A 13942-nucleotide genomic window follows, 5' to 3' on the forward strand; every position below is an offset into this window, starting at 1 on the left:
GTTCCGTTCGGTGGCGGTCGTGCGTGGGGTCGAGGTCGTCAGGCCCGGGCGATCAGCCCTGGCACTGCTCGGCTTCGGTCTGCTCGCAGATGTCGCGGATGGTGTCGTAGTACGCGTCGTCGACGGGCTTGGTGGCGTAGAACACCGAGCGGAAGCCGTCGCTGTCGGCGCTCTCGACGCCCGAGTCGATGATCTGGTCGATGGTGACCTCGCCGAGGATGTCGGTGAGCTGCGCCTTCAGGTCGTCGGGCAGCGTGTTCGACACGACGATCGGGGCGCCGGGCACCATGGTCTCGGCGACGACCTCGACCTTGTCGCTCTTGGCGACCTCGCTGTCCTCGGCGAAGCCGGCCTCGCACTCGACGCCCTCGCCGACCTTGGTCACGCTGACGTCGTGCTTGCCCGCGAACACGGGGGTGATGTCGGCCTCGGGGTCGATGCCTGCCTGCAGCAGGTTGTAGGTCGGGAACAGGTAGCCCGAGGTCGACGACGGGTCGACGAAGCAGACCTTCTTGCCCTTGAAGCCCTCGAGGTCGGTGATGTCGCTGCCCACGGGCACGATGGCCTGCGAGTAGTAGCCGGGCTCCTGGCCCTCGGCCGTGACGATCGACGAGATCGGGGTGATCTCTGCGCCGTTGTTGGTGGCGGTCACGTAGGTGAAGCCCGAGAACGAGGCGACGTCGATCTTGCCGGCGACGGCGGCCTCGATGAGGGCGGCGTAGTCGGTCGACTCGTGGTACTCGACCGTCTTGCCGGTCTCGGCCGCGATGTAGTCCATGAGGGGCTGGTAGTTGGTCTCGGTGTCGACCGAGTCGGGCACGACGCCGAAGACGAGGGTGTCGGCGTCGACGGCGAACGCCGCGGCATCGGCGCCGGTCTCGTCGGCGGTCGCGGGCGCCGAGCAGGCCGAGAGGCCGAGGGCGAGGGCGGCGGCGCCGAGCAGGGCGAATGCACTGGTCTTGGTGCGGGAGATCATGACGGCCTTTCAGGCAGGGGTCGAGGATCGGACGACGGATACGCTGCCAGACGGACCGCAACGTGTATACCGATCTTGCTTGCCATTCACGAGGTGTTCACTCAACTCGTTCGGAGATGGACGGCGGATGTCGCGTGCCGGTCGAACTGGGGCCGTTCTACCGGGCGGACGGCTGGCGCAAGTAGTATGCCTACGTGACTTCCATGGTGTACAAGCTGATCGCCGACGACCTCCGCGAACGCATCTCGAGCGGGCAGCTCGCCCCCGGCGACGACGTGCCGACCGAGGCCGAGCTCGCCGAGCTGTGGAGCACCTCGCGCGGGCCGATCCGCAACGCGCTCGCGACCCTGCGGCACGAGGGCCTCATCGAGACCACGCGCGGGCGTCCGGCCAGGGTGGTCGAGCGCAAGGCGCACCAGGCTGTCGACGTCTCCATCCCGTTCACCCGCTGGGCGCGAGACCTCGGAGCGGCCCCCGGCGCGATCACGCAGGAGGTCTCGCTGCGGCGGGCCGACGCCGAACATGCCGAAGCACTCGGCGTCGAGCCGGGCACGCTCGTCGTGCACGTGCTGCGCCTGCGCCTGCTCGACGGCAGGCCGACCATGCTCGAGCGGCTCACCTACATCGAGCCGGTGGGCCGGGTGCTCTTCGGCATCGACCTCGACGCCGTGTCGATCACCGAGGTGCTCGCCGAGCACGGGTTCGGCTCGTCCGATGTCGACCACGAGATCGATGCGATCGCCGCCGACGAGCTCGACGCGAGCCTGCTCGGGCTCGCTCCCGGCGCCCCGGTGCTGCGCCTGCGCCGCGTGTCGCGCGACGACGACGGACGGGTGTTCGAGGCATCCGACGACCGGTACCGCAGCGACCTCGTGCGGTTCACCGTCGCCGCCTCCGGCCGCGCGCAGCGCGGGGAGCACTACCTGCGGCCGATCGGCGGCTGACGCACCGAGCCGCAGATGCTCGGCGGATCGCTTTCGTCGTCGTCGTCGGCCGGTCCCGTCGCCGCGCCGCGCCTCAGATCGCGAGCAGCGCGATACCGCCCACGACGACGGCCGAGGCGGCCAGCCGCCACCCGGCCCGCCCCTCGCGCAGCACGAGCGCGCCGAACAGGCTCACGAGCACGACGCTGACCTCGCGCATCGGCGCGACGAGCGCGACCGGCGCCATGGTGATCGCCACGAGCACCAGGATGTACGACAGCGGCGAGAGCGCGCCGAACAGCAGGATCCGCGGCCAGTGCCGTCGCGCGACGGCGGCGAGCTCGGTGCGGCGCCTGCCGAGCACGGCGGCGTACATCGGGATCTCGACGAGCGTGCAGCCGACCATGTAGGCCACGGGCGGGATCGACCACTCGCGCACGGCGTGCGCGTCCCACACGGTGTACGCCGCGATCGCGACGCCGGTCACGAGCCCCCACCCGATCGCCGGGTCGAGCCGGCCGAGCATCGCGAGCCCCCGACCGATCCGGTTCGGGGATGTCGCGGTGGCCGTGGTGCCGGCGGCAGCCGTCGAAGCACCACGGGCGCGGTCGAGGCATCCGATGGCGACGATGCCCGCGAGGATCACCGCGACGCCGGCGATCGCGACGGGCGACGGGCGCTCGCCGAGCAGCGCGACGGCGACGACCACGGTGAGCGCAGGGCCGGTGCCGCGTGCCGTCGCGTACACCGTCGAGAGCCGACCGCTCGCGTAGCCGCGCTGGAGCACGAGCATGTACGCGCAGTGCACGAGCGCGGAGACGCCCACGCCGACGGCCGTCGCGACGGGGTCGGCCTGCCCAAGACCTCCCGTGAGCGGCACCACGGGCAGCCAGAGCACCGTCGCCGACAGGGCGCCCCACCAGAGGAACGGCACGCCGATGCGGCTCACGCCGTGCGCGAGCACGTTCCATGCCGCGTGGCAGACGGCGGCCGAGAGCACGAGGGCGAGCGCGGTCGGAGACATGGGACCCTTCGGTCCGTCGCGGGGCGCGACGGACGGGTCCTCCGGGCTTTTGTCCTGTCAGATGACGCCCGCCGATCGCGGCTGGCGTGGCGCCGCTCGGACCAGGCGGCCGCCCGCTCGGGCGGCCCGGAACCCTAGGCGCTGTCGGGCCTCACGCTAGCAGCGGGACGGTGGGGCGCACGGCGGATCGGCGGCCGCCGCCCCGGAGTTCACCGCGAGTTCGGGCGGTGACCCGCTCGCATCCGCGGGGGTCGGTGAACGGATCAGGAATTCGTGCCGTCCGACGTGTCCGACCCGCCCTGCGTGCCCTGGTCGCCGGGTTGCCCGCCCTGCCACGGGCCGCCGCCGTCGGGCATTTCGGGCATCTCGCCGTCGCCCGGGAACTGGCCGGGGCCGCCCTGGAACCCGGTGCCGCTCGCCGGTCCTCCCAGCATGCCGTTCAGCAGCGCGCTCGCCGAGCCGACGGCGAACCCGCCCGTGAACGAGAGCAGCACCAGCAGTGCTCCGCCGGTGACGAGCACCCAGATCCGGCGGTACCACGGGGTGCCCGTGGCAGTCGGGGCGACGGCGGGCTGAGCGGATGCCGCGGCCGCCGTTCCATCGGCGGTCGGCGCGGGGTACGTGGCGGTCATGGGCTCCTCCGGAGGACTGGGCGGACGGGTCGGTCTGCCCTCCACTTCACGCTGCATCGCTATGCCAGCACCATCCGGAGGCAATGAATCGGCCGAGAATGCGGGCGAGGAGTACCATCGCCCTCATGGCGGAGCTGCCTGCGTTCGACGACCTGCGCGCGCTCTACGTGAACTGCACGTTGAAGCGGAGCCCCGAGGTGAGCAATACCCAGGGCTTGATGGACGCGAGCATCGCGCTCATGCGTTCGCACGGCGTACGGGTCGACACGATCCGACTCGTCGACCTCGACGTCGCGACCGGCGTCTACCCCGACATGCGAGAGCACGGGTGGGCCGCCGACGCGTGGCCCGACGACGTGTGGCCGCTCGTCGAGGCGGCCGACATCCTCGTGATCGGGGGGCCGATCTGGCTCGGCGACAACTCGTCGGTGACGAAGCGCCTGGTCGAGCGGCTCTACGCGATGAGCGGCCTGCGCAACGACCGCGGCCAGTACGTGTACTACGGCAAGGTCGGCGGCGTGGTGATCACCGGCAACGAAGACGGCATCAAGCACTGCGCGATGGACCTGCTCTACAGCCTGCAGCACATCGGGTACTCGATCCCGCCCGGCGCCGATGCCGGGTGGATCGGCGAGGCCGGGCCCGGCCCGAGCTACCTCGACGAGGGGTCGGGCGGCCCGGAGAACGACTTCACCAACCGCAACACGACGTTCATGACGTACAACCTGCTGCACCTCGCGCGGCTGCTGAAGGATGCGGGCGGGTTCCCGGTCGGCGGCAACCTGCGCGACGTGTGGGACGACGGCGACCACTCGGGCTTCGAGGCCAACCCCGAGTACCGCTGACCGCGGCCGGCGGCTGGCCGGAGGCTGTGAACCCGTCCGTCCGGTTGCGCCGGCCCCTCCGACGGGGTCAGGCTGAATCGATGACCCCGACCTGGCAGTCCTGGTTCTCGTTCGCCATCGCCGTGCTGGTCGTCATCGCCGCGGCGGTGGCCATCTCGGCGATCGTCTCGCTGATCGTGCGCACGATCGCACGTCGGAAGGAGTGGGCCGGAATCCTCATCCGGCGCACCAGATGGCCGTTCCGATCGTTCCTGCTGGTGCTCGGCGTCTGGGCCGCCTTCGTGGCGACGTTCCCGGAGTCGGACTGGCTGCCCGCCATGAACCACTTCTTCCTGATCGCCTCCATCGTGACCGGCGCGTGGCTGGTCGCGCAGGGGTTCCTCTTCCTCACCGACCTCGGCATGCGTCGATACCGCGTCGACGTCGCCGACAACCGCGAGGCCCGTCGGGCGCGCACCCAGTTGGCCATCGTGCGGCGGCTGGTGGTGGTCGCCCTGGTGATCCTCGCGCTCGGGCTGATCCTCTTCTCGTTCGAGCAGGTGCGTGCGCTCGGGGCGTCGCTGCTGGCCTCGGCCGGCGTCGTCTCGATCATCGCCGGACTCGCCGCCCAGTCGGTGCTCGGCAACCTGTTCGCGGGAGTGCAGCTGGCGTTCAGCGATGCGATCCGGGTCGACGACGTCGTGATCGTCGAGGGCGAATGGGGGCGCATCGAGGAGATCACCCTGAACTACGTGGTCGTCGGACTGTGGGACGACCGGCGGCTCGTGCTGCCGTGCACCTACTTCACGACGAAGCCGTTCCAGAACTGGACCCGCACCTCGAGCCACCTGCTCGGGTCGATCGAGCTCGATCTCGATTGGCGCGTGTCGCCCGCCGGCATGCGCGAGCACCTCGATGTCGTGCTCGGGCGCACCGATCGCTGGGACGGCCGTGCGAAGGTGCTGCAGGTGACGGATGCGGTCGGCGGCTACGTTCGGGTGCGCATCCTCGTGACCGCGGTCGATGCACCGACCCTCTTCGACCTCCGCTGCGAGGTCCGTGAGGAGATGGTGCACTGGATCCAGCAGCAGCAGCCCGACGCGCAACCCGCGCAGCGCGTGCTCGTGACCGGTCTCGACGGCGTCAGGCTCGGGTCGCGCGACGGCAAGGGACGCGCGTCGACGTCGAACGGCGGCGCGACGACCGACGAAGCCCCGGCGACGGCGCGCGAGGGGCGGTCGTCAGATCGGGTGGAGCCGGCCGACGGGGCGCGGGCCGGGCTGTTCACCGGCACCGCCGAGGCGGAGGAGCGGGCTCGCCCCTTCACCCAGGCGATTCCGGTCGTGCGCGCAGAGTCGGACGACACGGAACCGGGTGCCGACGACGATGCGACGGCCCCGCTCCCGGACGGTCGGCGCCCGGACGATCGCCGACCCGACGAGCGGACCTAGCGCCGCACCCGGGGGCCGGGCGGGGCGGAGATCAGGCCTCGACGAGCGCCTGCTTGACGACGCTCGCGAAGAAGCCGAGGCCGTCGACGCCCGAGCGCATGGCTGCGGCGGTGTCGGGGCCGAAGCCGGGCTCGACGGCGTGCTCGGGGTGCGGCATGAGGCCGACCACGTTGCCGCGGGCGTTCGTGATGCCGGCGATGTCGCACATCGAGCCGTTGGGGTTCACATCGACGTAGCGGAAGACGACGCGCCCCTCGCCCTCGAGGCGGTCGAGCGTGTCGGCGTCGGCGATGAACCCGCCCTCGCCGTTCTTCAGCGGGATGGTGATCTGCTGGCCGGCCTCGAACTCGGCGGTCCAGGCGGTCGAGGTGTTCTCGACCGTGAGCACCTGGTCGCGGCAGATGAACGAGCCGTGGTCGTTGCGGATCAGGCCGCCCTCGAGCAGGTGCGCCTCGGTGAGCATCTGGAAGCCGTTGCAGATGCCGAGCACGGGCATGCCCGCGTTCGCGGCGTCGACGACCTCGGTCATGATCGGCGAGAGCGAGGCGATGGCGCCGCAGCGCAGGTAGTCGCCGTAGCTGAAGCCGCCGGGCAGGATGAGCGCGTCGACGCCCTCGAGGTCGTGCGAGCCGTGCCAGAGGGCGACGGGCTCGCCGCCCGCGAGGCGCACGGCGCGCTGGGCGTCGCGGTCGTCGAGCGAGCCGGGGAAGGTGATGACGCCGATGCGCATGGCGTCAGGCCTCGGTGTTCTCGTCAGCCGAGTCGCCGAAGTCGATGTTCACGACGTCTTCGATGACCGAGTTCGAGAGGATCTCTTCGGCGATCTGCTGCACGCTCGCGCGGAGCGCGTCGTCGACGGGTCCGTCGACGGTGAGCTCGAATCGCTTGCCGATGCGCACGGAGGAGAAGCCCTCGTGGCCGGTGCGGGCGAGGGCGCCGGCGACGGCCTTCCCCTGGGGATCGAGCAGTTCGGCCTTGGGCATCACGTCGACGACGATGGTGGGCACCGCGGTTCTCCGTCCGGTGTCGAGGGGTGGTTTGCGTCGATTCTACCCGGGCGTGCGGATGCCGCGTGCCGCCGGCCGGGCGACGGGCGCGGCTTGCCGCATCCGTATTCCGCATGTACTATTCCGGTCGGAATACTTTCGATGTCGCCTGAGAGGAGCACCGGATGTCGCAACTGACCCCGCTGGCCGTCTCGGCGCTCGCCCTGCTCGTCGAGGCACCGATGCATCCGTACGAGATGTACCAACTGATGCTGCAGCGCCGGGAGGACCGGGTCGTCAAGGTCAACGCCGGATCGCTCTACCGGGCGGTCGAGCGGCTCGCCCGCGACGGCCTGATCGTCGAGAGCGCGACCGAGCGCGAGGGCAACCGCCCCGAACGCACCGTGTACGCGGTCACCGAGGCCGGGCGCCTGGCCTTCCTCGACACGGTCGAGGAGATGCTCGCCCGTCACGTCAACGAGTTCCCCGAATTCCCCCTCGCCATCGGCGAGGCCCACAACCTGCCCGCCGACCGTGTCGTCGAGCTGCTCCGCACACGGGCCGACGAGGTCGCGTCGGCGATCGCGCTGCTCGACGACGGGCTCGCGCGCATCGCCGCGAAGCACCTGCCGAAGCGCTACGTGCTGAACGTGCACTACTCGCGGGCGATGCTCGCGACCGAGCTCGACTGGCTCACCCGGACCATCGACGACCTGACCACGGGCGCTCTCGACTGGTCGTCGCCCCGCGGCGCGAACCGCACCGCCCACTGACCTGCCCGCGCACGCCGCGGCATCCCACTGGAGAACACACATGCAACGCGAACTCCGCCCCTGGCCGGCCCTCTGGGCCCTGGTCATCGGCTTCTTCATGATCCTGGTCGACTCGACCATCGTCTCCGTCGCGAACCCCGCCATCATGCGCGGCCTCGACGCCGACCTGACGGCCGTGCTCTGGGTCACGAGCGCGTACCTGCTCGCCTACGCCGTGCCGCTGCTCATCACCGGCCGCCTGGGCGACCGGTTCGGGCCGAAGAACATGTACCTGATCGGCCTCGTGATCTTCACGCTGTCGTCGCTCTGGTGCGGCCTGTCCGGAGACATCGGCATGCTCATCGCGGCCCGCGTGGTGCAGGGCCTCGGCGCCGCGCTCATGACGCCGCAGACCATGGCCGTGATCACCCGCATCTTCCCGCCGAACCAGCGCGGTGCGGCCATGGGCCTCTGGGGCGCGGTCGCGGGCATCGCGACGCTCGTCGGGCCGATCCTCGGCGGCGTGCTCGTCGACACGCTCGGCTGGGAGTGGATCTTCATCGTCAACGTGCCCGTCGGCGTCATCGCCTTCGTGCTCGCGCTGCGTCTCGTACCGCAGCTCGAGACCCACCAGCACTCGTTCGACTGGCTCGGCGTCGTGCTTTCGGCCGTCGGCATGTTCCTCGTGATCTTCGGCATCCAGGAGGGCGAGACCTACGACTGGGGCACCATCACCGGGCCGATCACCGTCTGGGGCCTCATCATCACCGGTCTCGTGGTGCTCGTCGCGTTCGTCGTGTGGCAGCGGTTCAACCGCAAGGAGCCCCTGCTGCCGCTCGGGCTCTTCCGCGACCGCAACTTCTCGCTCGCGAACGGCGGCATCACGCTCGTCGGCCTCGCGATCGTCGCCATGCCGCTGCCGCTCACGTTTTACTTCCAGGTCGCCCGCGGCCTGGAGCCCACGCAGTCGGCCCTCATGCTCGCACCCATGGCCGTCGTCGCCGGCATCATGGCCCCGATCATCGGGCGCCTGACCGACCGGGTCGACCCCAAGTGGATCGCCGCGGTCGGGTTCGCGGTCACCGCCGCGTCGCTCGCGGCCATGTCACTGCTCATCACGCCCGACGTCGAGCTCTGGGTGCTGCTCATCCCCGCCGCCGGCCTCGGCCTCGGCACGTCGGGCATCTGGGCGCCGCTCGCCTCGACGGCGACGCGCAACCTGCCGCCCGCGCAGGCCGGCGCCGGCTCGGGCGTCTACAACATGACCCGTCAGGTCGGCTCGGTGTTCGGCGCCGCGGCCATCACCGCGCTGCTGAACGCGCGCCTCGAGGCGAACCTGCCCGGATTCTCCGAGTCGGGCTCGCAGTCGAGCCAGGCCGGGCAGGCGCTCCCGCCCCAGATCGCTGCCGGCTTCACCGATGCGATGAGCCAGGCGCTCTGGCTGCCGGTCGTCGCCTTCGCGCTCGGCGCCGTGCTCGTGCTGTTCTTCGCCAAGCCCAAGCAGACCGTCGCCTGGGGCGAGGGCGCGGGCGAGCACTCGGGCGCCGCCGCGTGGAAGGACGGGGCCGCCACCACGACGGGCTCGCTCAGCGCCGTCGACTGAAGCGGCGGCCGGATCGGCCGAGCACGCACGCAGACGCCGGGCCGCGGCATCCGTTCACCTCGAGCGGATGCCGCGGCCCGGCGTCCGTGCTTCAGCGGCGGCTGATGCCGCGGATCAGGAGCCCGAGCGCGACCACGGCTGCAGCGCCGACGGCGATCACGAGCCCGGGGTTCTCACGGTACTTCTGCTTCACGTAGCCGACGCCGTCGTCGACGACCCCGCGGCCCGACTCGTAGGCCTGCCCGGCCAGCGCCTGCGCGGAGTCGAGCGCGTCGGCCCCGGCCTCCTTCACCTGCGAGGCCGCCGATGAGAGGTCGTCGCGCGCGCTGCCGGCGGCGTCCTTCGCCCCCGCGAGCGCATCCGTCGCCGCATCCTTCGCGGCGTCGACCATGGAGGTCGCGGCGCCCGTCGCGTGCTTCACGGCATCCGCGAGGCGATCGGATGCCGCGTCGGCAGCCGTCTCGGCCTTCGCGGCGAGGTCATCGGCGGCGCTTCGAGCCGCCTCGGTCGCCTGCGTCGCGGCGGCGCGCGCTGCGTCGGCCGCGTCTGCGACTGCATCCGTGGTCGCGTCGGTGCTGGTGTGGTGCGGATCCGTCATGCTGTCTCCTGCCGTCCGGGAGCGGGGAGTCGAACGCTCGCCCGTCCGCTGAGGGAGCAATGCTACGTCTGCGACCCTCGGTGGTGCCGATCCGCCCGGAGGGGTTGCCAGGTCGCCGTGTGCGGTGTTATCCGGCCGCCCGATCGGGAGCCGCCGAGCCCGGCTACGCGAGCCCGGCGCGCTCGAGCAGCACCTGCTTGAGCACGTCGCGTGTCGCGGCCATGCCGCGGTGCACCTCTTCGAAGCTCGTCGAGAGCGGGGAGAGCCCGATGCGGATGCCGCCGGGATCGCGGTAGTCGGGGATGACGTCCTGCTGCCAGAGCCGGGCGACGACCTCGCGCATCTCGGGGTGGAAGAACGTCACGTGGCCGCCGCGCTCGTCGGCGTCGTCGGGGGAGGCCAGCGTCACGCCGAGCGGCGCCAGCCAGTCGGCGGCGAGCGAGATCGCGAACTCCGTGAGGGCGACGGACTTCGCTCGGATCGCGGGCATGCCGGCCTCCTCGATCATGGCGAGCGTCTCCTGCATGGCGAGCATGCCGACGACGGGCGCCGTGCCGCTGATGAACCGCTGCATGCCGGGCGCCGGACGGTACTCGGGCCCCATGAGGAACATGTCGGTCGTGCCCCACCAGCCCTGGATCGGCTGCTCGAGCACGTCTTGGAGGTCTTCGCGCACGTAGGCGAACGCGGGAGATCCGGGCCCGCCGTTGAGGTACTTGTAGGTGCAGCCCACGGCGAGGTCGAAGCCCCACTCGTCGGCCTTGACGGGCACCGAGCCCGCGGAGTGGCAGAGGTCCCAGAGGATCAGCGCGCCGGCGTCGTGCGCGATGCGCGTGAGCTCGGGGGCGTCCGCGAGGTACGCCGAGCGGTAGGCGACGTGCGAGATCACGACGAGCGCGGTGTGCGGCCCGACAACCTCGGCGAGCTGCTCGGGCGTGACGCCCGACGAGGTGTCGACCTCGATCCAGCGCAGCACGAGCCCGCGTTCCTTCGCGATGCCGTCGAGCACGTAGCGGTCGGTCGGGAAGTTGTCGGTGTCGAGCACGATCTCGCGGCGGGCCGGGTCGCGGGCGACCTGCGCGTCCACCGCGGCGCGGGCCAGCTTGTAGAGCAGCACGGTCGTCGAGTCGCCGATCACGGTCTGCCCGGCCTTGGCGTCGATCACGGCGCGGCCGATGCGGTCGCCGATCTCGTTCGGCAGGCGCAGCCATGATTCGTCCCACCCGCGGATGAGGCGCCCGCCCCAGCTCTCGCGCAGGAACTCCTCGACGCGGGTGATCGCCGACACCGGCGGGCGACCGAGCGAGTTGCCGTCGAAGTACACGAGGTCGGTGTCGGCGCCCTCGAACTTCGCCCGGTGGTGCGCGAGCCCGTCGGCGCGGTCCATGCGTCGGGCGAACGCGAGTTGCGGGTCGAGGGTCACAGGGTCTCCAGTTCTTCGGCGGGCACGACGACGGCACCGGCGAGCCACGCGTGCAGGTCGCCGAGCGTCTCGGGCGGCGGGCCGGCGGCGAACGTCGCGACCCCCTCGGCCGGCTCCTCGCGCGGCCACGGGTCGGTGAGGGCGTCGAGCACCTCGGATGCCGCGAGCCCCGCCTCCACGAGCAGCTCGAGCTCGTGCGGGTTGACGCCGGCCGGCTGCTCGCCGTTGCCGAGGTCGGTGCCGTAGAGCACGCGCCCGCCCGCGGCGTGGAAGCGACGGAGGTTGTCGACCGCGCGTTCGGCGTCGGGCGTGCGCTCGCCGTGGCCGGCGACGAACAGCGTCGAGATCCACCGCTGCCCGATCGCGACGGCCCGCGCGATGAGCTCGTCGTCGACGCGCTCGGTGAACGGCGTGTGGGCGAGCGCGTCGACCCCGGCCTCCACCGCGAGCCGGGTCATGCCGGGCCCCTCGACGTGGGCGACCACCGGCATGCGTCGCTCGCGGGCGGCGGCGACGATCGCGCCGAGCGTCGCGGCGTCGAAGACCGGACCGGCCGCGGCGTTCAGCGCGACCTTGACGACGGATGCGCCGAACGCCTGCTGCTCGGCGACGGCCGCCTCGGCGGGCGAGGGCAGCGCGCCTCGGCGCTCGCCGTCGACGGCCGGCACCTCGAGCGCGCAGCTCTCGGGCGCCCACGGGCGATCCGTCGGGTACCCGCCGGGAGCCGTGAGGAACCGGCCGGCGAAGTCGGCGCGGGGCAGGCCCTCGCGGCTGCGTGCCGCGGTGACGACCTCGAGCGGCGCTCCGAGGTCGACCACCCCGGCGAGGTTGCCGCCCGCGAGGGCGTCGGGGCTCACGAGCATGAGGTGCACGTGGTGGTCGACGAAGGGCGGTAGCACGACGCCGACCTCACCGGGATGCCCGCCGTTCAGCGACCTCCTGGCGGCAGCGGCGAGCGGACCGAGGTCGAGCCGTACGCCGGGAACGGGAGTCGAGTCGTCGAGCTGCGGCATCCGATCACCCCGGGATCTCGGTACGGACGGCGTAGAGCTCGGGGAAGAAGGTGAGCGAGAGCGCGCGCTGCAGGAAGGGTGCGCCGCTCGACCCGCCGGTGCCGGGCTTCGAGCCGATGATGCGCTCGACCGTCTTCAGGTGGCGGAACCGCCAGAGCTGGAAGTTGTCCTCGAGGTCGACGAGCTCCTCGCAGGTCTCGTACGCGGCCCAGTGCTGGTCGGTGTTCGCGTAGATCTCGGCGAAGACCGGCACGAGTTCTGGCACGAAGGTCCACGCCTGCGTCACGTCGCGTTCGAGCACGCTCGTCGGGATCGGGTAGCCGGCGCGGGCGAGCAGCCGCAGGAACTCGTCGTAGAGGCTCGGCGTCTCGAGGGCGGCGGTCAGCACGGCGGTGGCGTCGGCATCCGCCTCGAAGACCTGCAGCATCCTCGCGTTCTTGTTGCCGAGCACGAACTCGACCGCGCGGTACTGGAACGACTGGAACCCGCTCGCGTTGCCCAGCACGCCGCGGAACTGGGCGTACTCGGCAGGCGTCAGGGTGGCGAGCACCGACCACTGCTCGGTCAGCGTCTTCTGGATGTGCTTGACGCGGGCGACGCACTTGAGTGCCCGGGCGAGCTCGTCGGCGCGGAGCAGGTCCCTCGCGGTCTCGAGCTCGTGCAGCACGAGTTTCAGCCAGAGCTCGGTCGTCTGGTGCTGGATGATGAAGAGCAGCTCGTCGTGGTGCTCGGGCCGCGAGATCGGGCGCTGCGCGCTGAGCAGCGTCGGCAGGTCGAGGTAGCCGCCGTAGCTCATGCGATCGCTGAAATCGGTGACGACGGATGCCTCGATGTGCCGGGTGTTGCGTTCGACGCCGTCGGTCGCGCCCTCGTCGGTACTCACACGCCAAGCCTAGCCGCGGGGCCTCGCCGCGAGCGGTTCGGGCGCGGCGGGCGCTCCCCCCGACCGGTCGTACCGGCGGTCGCCCGCCGCACCGCGTCCTTCTCCCCCGAGAAGGCTGGCCACCCCGTACTGAAGAAACGGAGCAGACCCTCCGAATCATACCGGATGCCGCGGCGTACAGTGAACTCCATGACGTCGAGCGTTTCGCCACGTCGCGATGCGCGACGGAACCACGAGCGGCTCCTGGCCGAGGCGAGGATCCTCTTCACCGAACGCGGCATCGATGCGCCGCTCGACGAACTGGCCACGCGGGCGGGGGTCGGGCCGGGCACCGTGTACCGCCATTTCGCGAACCGCGACGCGCTCATCCGCGAGCTCTACGACGCCGGCATCGCCGACCTGCATTCCTTGGCGCCCGAGATCCTCGGCGCCGAGACGGGGTGGCGGTCGATCGAGCTGTACCTCGAGCGGCTCGCCGAATGGCTCGCGGGCTCGCCCTACGTGCCCGCGGTGCTGCGGCGCATGGCCGTGCTCGACCCGACGTACAAGCCGGGCACCGAGTTCGCCGACGCGATCGCCGGCATGGTCGACCGCGCCCAGGCCGAGGGCACGCTGCGGCCCGACGTGACCGCCGTCGACCTCAGCATCCTCGTCGACATGCTCGGCAGCCTCGGGCAGTACGGCGGCGCCTATCTGCCGTACTGGCGCCGCCAGCTCGTCGTCGTGCTCGACGGCCTGCGCGCCCGCCCCGACAACACGCCGATCGACGGCGAGGCGCAGGCGTTCGACGAGTTCCACGACATGTCGCACGCCAAGGGCCCGCAGAGCCCGGCACCGCGCACCGAGTGAGCCAC

Annotated in this window: 15 protein-coding genes; 6 read left to right on the top strand and 9 right to left on the bottom strand. The window is 71.5% G+C overall.

All coding sequences use genetic code 11. The annotated features are described in order from the left end of the window. Nucleotides 1–52: 52 nt before the first annotated feature. Nucleotides 53–976, bottom strand: a complete 924-nt coding sequence (locus ACFVS8_RS17975) for a phosphate/phosphite/phosphonate ABC transporter substrate-binding protein (RefSeq protein ID WP_387065433.1) — start codon at nt 974–976, stop codon at nt 53–55. Between the two features lie 203 nt (nt 977–1179). Here ACFVS8_RS17975 and ACFVS8_RS17980 point away from each other — a divergent pair, with 203 nt between their 5' ends. Next, complete coding sequence (locus ACFVS8_RS17980; protein ID WP_387065569.1) at nt 1180–1920, top strand: GntR family transcriptional regulator; 741 nt, start codon at nt 1180–1182, stop codon at nt 1918–1920. A 73-nt stretch (nt 1921–1993) separates the two neighbouring features. On the opposite strand, the gene ACFVS8_RS17985 is transcribed toward ACFVS8_RS17980, so the two are convergent. Continuing rightward, nucleotides 1994–2923 carry an EamA family transporter gene (locus tag ACFVS8_RS17985; RefSeq protein WP_387065435.1) on the bottom strand — a complete coding sequence of 310 codons (930 nt, stop codon included), beginning with the start codon at nt 2921–2923 and terminating at the stop codon, nt 1994–1996. A 263-nt stretch (nt 2924–3186) separates the two neighbouring features. Continuing rightward, a complete protein-coding gene (locus ACFVS8_RS17990) occupies nt 3187–3555 on the bottom strand; it encodes a hypothetical protein (RefSeq protein ID WP_387065438.1) in 369 nt (122 codons plus the stop codon). A gap of 125 nt (nt 3556–3680) precedes the next feature. On the opposite strand from ACFVS8_RS17990, the gene ACFVS8_RS17995 reads away from it, so the two are divergent. Together ACFVS8_RS17995 and ACFVS8_RS18000 are read left to right on the top strand one after the other, a co-directional pair. Further along, complete coding sequence (locus ACFVS8_RS17995) at nt 3681–4400, top strand: flavodoxin family protein (RefSeq protein ID WP_387065441.1); 720 nt, start codon at nt 3681–3683, stop codon at nt 4398–4400. 80 nt (nt 4401–4480) lie between these two features. Beyond that, a complete protein-coding gene (locus ACFVS8_RS18000) occupies nt 4481–5830 on the top strand; it encodes a mechanosensitive ion channel family protein (protein ID WP_387065444.1) in 1350 nt (449 codons plus the stop codon). Between the two features lie 31 nt (nt 5831–5861). Here ACFVS8_RS18000 and purQ read toward each other — a convergent pair whose 3' ends face one another. Then, nucleotides 5862–6560: a phosphoribosylformylglycinamidine synthase subunit PurQ gene (gene purQ / locus ACFVS8_RS18005; protein WP_387065447.1), complete on the bottom strand. Its 699-nt coding sequence runs from the start codon at nt 6558–6560 to the stop codon at nt 5862–5864. Nucleotides 6561–6564: 4 nt separating this feature from the next. Continuing rightward, nucleotides 6565–6837, bottom strand: coding sequence for a phosphoribosylformylglycinamidine synthase subunit PurS (purS, locus tag ACFVS8_RS18010; RefSeq protein ID WP_387065449.1), 273 nt, complete (start codon nt 6835–6837; stop codon nt 6565–6567). Nucleotides 6838–7001: 164 nt separating this feature from the next. Here purS and ACFVS8_RS18015 point away from each other — a divergent pair, with 164 nt between their 5' ends. Both ACFVS8_RS18015 and ACFVS8_RS18020 read left to right on the top strand, forming a co-directional pair. Next, entirely contained in the window at nt 7002–7589 is a 588-nt protein-coding gene (locus ACFVS8_RS18015) for a PadR family transcriptional regulator (protein WP_387065451.1), read from the top strand. 40 nt (nt 7590–7629) lie between these two features. Beyond that, on the top strand, nt 7630–9171 hold the full coding sequence (locus ACFVS8_RS18020) for a DHA2 family efflux MFS transporter permease subunit (RefSeq protein WP_387065453.1): 1542 nt from the start codon (nt 7630–7632) through the stop codon (nt 9169–9171). Nucleotides 9172–9262: 91 nt separating this feature from the next. On the opposite strand, the gene ACFVS8_RS18025 is transcribed toward ACFVS8_RS18020, so the two are convergent. The 4 genes from ACFVS8_RS18025 to kynA form a co-directional block, all read right to left on the bottom strand. Next, complete coding sequence (locus tag ACFVS8_RS18025) at nt 9263–9769, bottom strand: hypothetical protein (RefSeq protein WP_387065455.1); 507 nt, start codon at nt 9767–9769, stop codon at nt 9263–9265. 163 nt (nt 9770–9932) lie between these two features. Then, nucleotides 9933–11156, bottom strand: a complete 1224-nt coding sequence (locus ACFVS8_RS18030) for a kynureninase (RefSeq protein ID WP_387065571.1) — start codon at nt 11154–11156, stop codon at nt 9933–9935. 32 nt (nt 11157–11188) lie between these two features. Then, nucleotides 11189–12205, bottom strand: a complete 1017-nt coding sequence (locus ACFVS8_RS18035) for an amidohydrolase family protein (protein ID WP_387065457.1) — start codon at nt 12203–12205, stop codon at nt 11189–11191. 4 nt (nt 12206–12209) lie between these two features. Beyond that, nucleotides 12210–13088 (bottom strand): tryptophan 2,3-dioxygenase, encoded by an 879-nt coding sequence (gene kynA, locus ACFVS8_RS18040; RefSeq protein WP_387065459.1) that lies wholly within the window; start codon nt 13086–13088, stop codon nt 12210–12212. Nucleotides 13089–13277: 189 nt separating this feature from the next. On the opposite strand from kynA, the gene ACFVS8_RS18045 reads away from it, so the two are divergent. Next, on the top strand, nt 13278–13937 hold the full coding sequence (locus ACFVS8_RS18045) for a TetR/AcrR family transcriptional regulator (RefSeq protein WP_387065461.1): 660 nt from the start codon (nt 13278–13280) through the stop codon (nt 13935–13937). Nucleotides 13938–13942 lie beyond the last annotated feature (5 nt).

The organism is Agromyces sp. NPDC058110 (assembly GCF_042884735.1).
Classification (GTDB): domain Bacteria; phylum Actinomycetota; class Actinomycetes; order Actinomycetales; family Microbacteriaceae; genus Agromyces.

Coding starts and splice junctions, on each gene's coding strand:
- ACFVS8_RS17995 (WP_387065441.1), top strand. CDS start 3,681: ATGGCGGAGCTGCCTGCGTTCGACGACCTGCGCGCGCTCTACGTGAAC.
- ACFVS8_RS18020 (WP_387065453.1), top strand. CDS start 7,630: ATGCAACGCGAACTCCGCCCCTGGCCGGCCCTCTGGGCCCTGGTCATC.
- ACFVS8_RS18030 (WP_387065571.1), bottom strand. CDS start 11,156: ATGGACCGCGCCGACGGGCTCGCGCACCACCGGGCGAAGTTCGAGGGC.
- ACFVS8_RS18035 (WP_387065457.1), bottom strand. CDS start 12,205: ATGCCGCAGCTCGACGACTCGACTCCCGTTCCCGGCGTACGGCTCGAC.
- ACFVS8_RS18015 (WP_387065451.1), top strand. CDS start 7,002: ATGTCGCAACTGACCCCGCTGGCCGTCTCGGCGCTCGCCCTGCTCGTC.
- ACFVS8_RS18045 (WP_387065461.1), top strand. CDS start 13,278: ATGACGTCGAGCGTTTCGCCACGTCGCGATGCGCGACGGAACCACGAG.
- ACFVS8_RS18000 (WP_387065444.1), top strand. CDS start 4,481: ATGACCCCGACCTGGCAGTCCTGGTTCTCGTTCGCCATCGCCGTGCTG.
- ACFVS8_RS18025 (WP_387065455.1), bottom strand. CDS start 9,769: ATGACGGATCCGCACCACACCAGCACCGACGCGACCACGGATGCAGTC.
- ACFVS8_RS17985 (WP_387065435.1), bottom strand. CDS start 2,923: ATGTCTCCGACCGCGCTCGCCCTCGTGCTCTCGGCCGCCGTCTGCCAC.
- ACFVS8_RS17975 (WP_387065433.1), bottom strand. CDS start 976: ATGATCTCCCGCACCAAGACCAGTGCATTCGCCCTGCTCGGCGCCGCC.
- ACFVS8_RS17990 (WP_387065438.1), bottom strand. CDS start 3,555: ATGACCGCCACGTACCCCGCGCCGACCGCCGATGGAACGGCGGCCGCG.
- purQ (WP_387065447.1), bottom strand. CDS start 6,560: ATGCGCATCGGCGTCATCACCTTCCCCGGCTCGCTCGACGACCGCGAC.
- ACFVS8_RS17980 (WP_387065569.1), top strand. CDS start 1,180: ATGGTGTACAAGCTGATCGCCGACGACCTCCGCGAACGCATCTCGAGC.